The following is a 483-nucleotide window of genomic DNA, read 5'->3' as shown; positions in this document are numbered from 1 at the left end:
AACTTCACATTTGTTGGTAATCAGACGAATGCGTTCCGCTTGAATACCGGAACACTGGGGCACTACCTCAACGGTGTGGTCGACTACGGTAAGGAGTGCATGCGCTTCCAGACTTCCGCAGGTAATGCCGTCGCCGGCTATCAGGAAGGTGCGGATCCAAAGTTCAGCTCCGTGCTGTTCGACTGTGCTGGCGGTCTCGCAGTGCAGCCCAACCCCAATCCAGCCCCCGGTGAACAACCCAAAGAAGACCCTGCGGCTGCGGATGGTGCGGTTGCCGCAGATGCGAACAACTCAACGAACGTGGCCAACACGCTGACCTCGACATTCGTGAACGGTTCGGCTGAAGCGGCAGTCACTGCGGTGGATCCTTCCACGGTGTCGTCCTTCTTCGATGCGGTTGATTACATCGGCGCCGTTGAGAACGCCCAGGACACCTGGTGGCAGGGCTGGTCGTGCGGTCTTGAAGCCAGTGATCCCTGCTGA

The 483-nt window shown here is 58.6% G+C and carries 1 pseudogene; it reads left to right on the top strand.

Annotation, left to right across the window (positions count from 1 at the left end):
* Positions 1-483 (top strand): annotated as a pseudogene (locus HAD_RS18710) (hypothetical protein); the annotation flags it as partial.

The sequence above is a fragment of the Hyphomonas adhaerens MHS-3 genome (assembly GCF_000685235.1).
GTDB lineage: Bacteria > Pseudomonadota > Alphaproteobacteria > Caulobacterales > Hyphomonadaceae > Hyphomonas > Hyphomonas adhaerens.
This window is presented reverse-complemented; position numbering and strand designations above follow the sequence as displayed.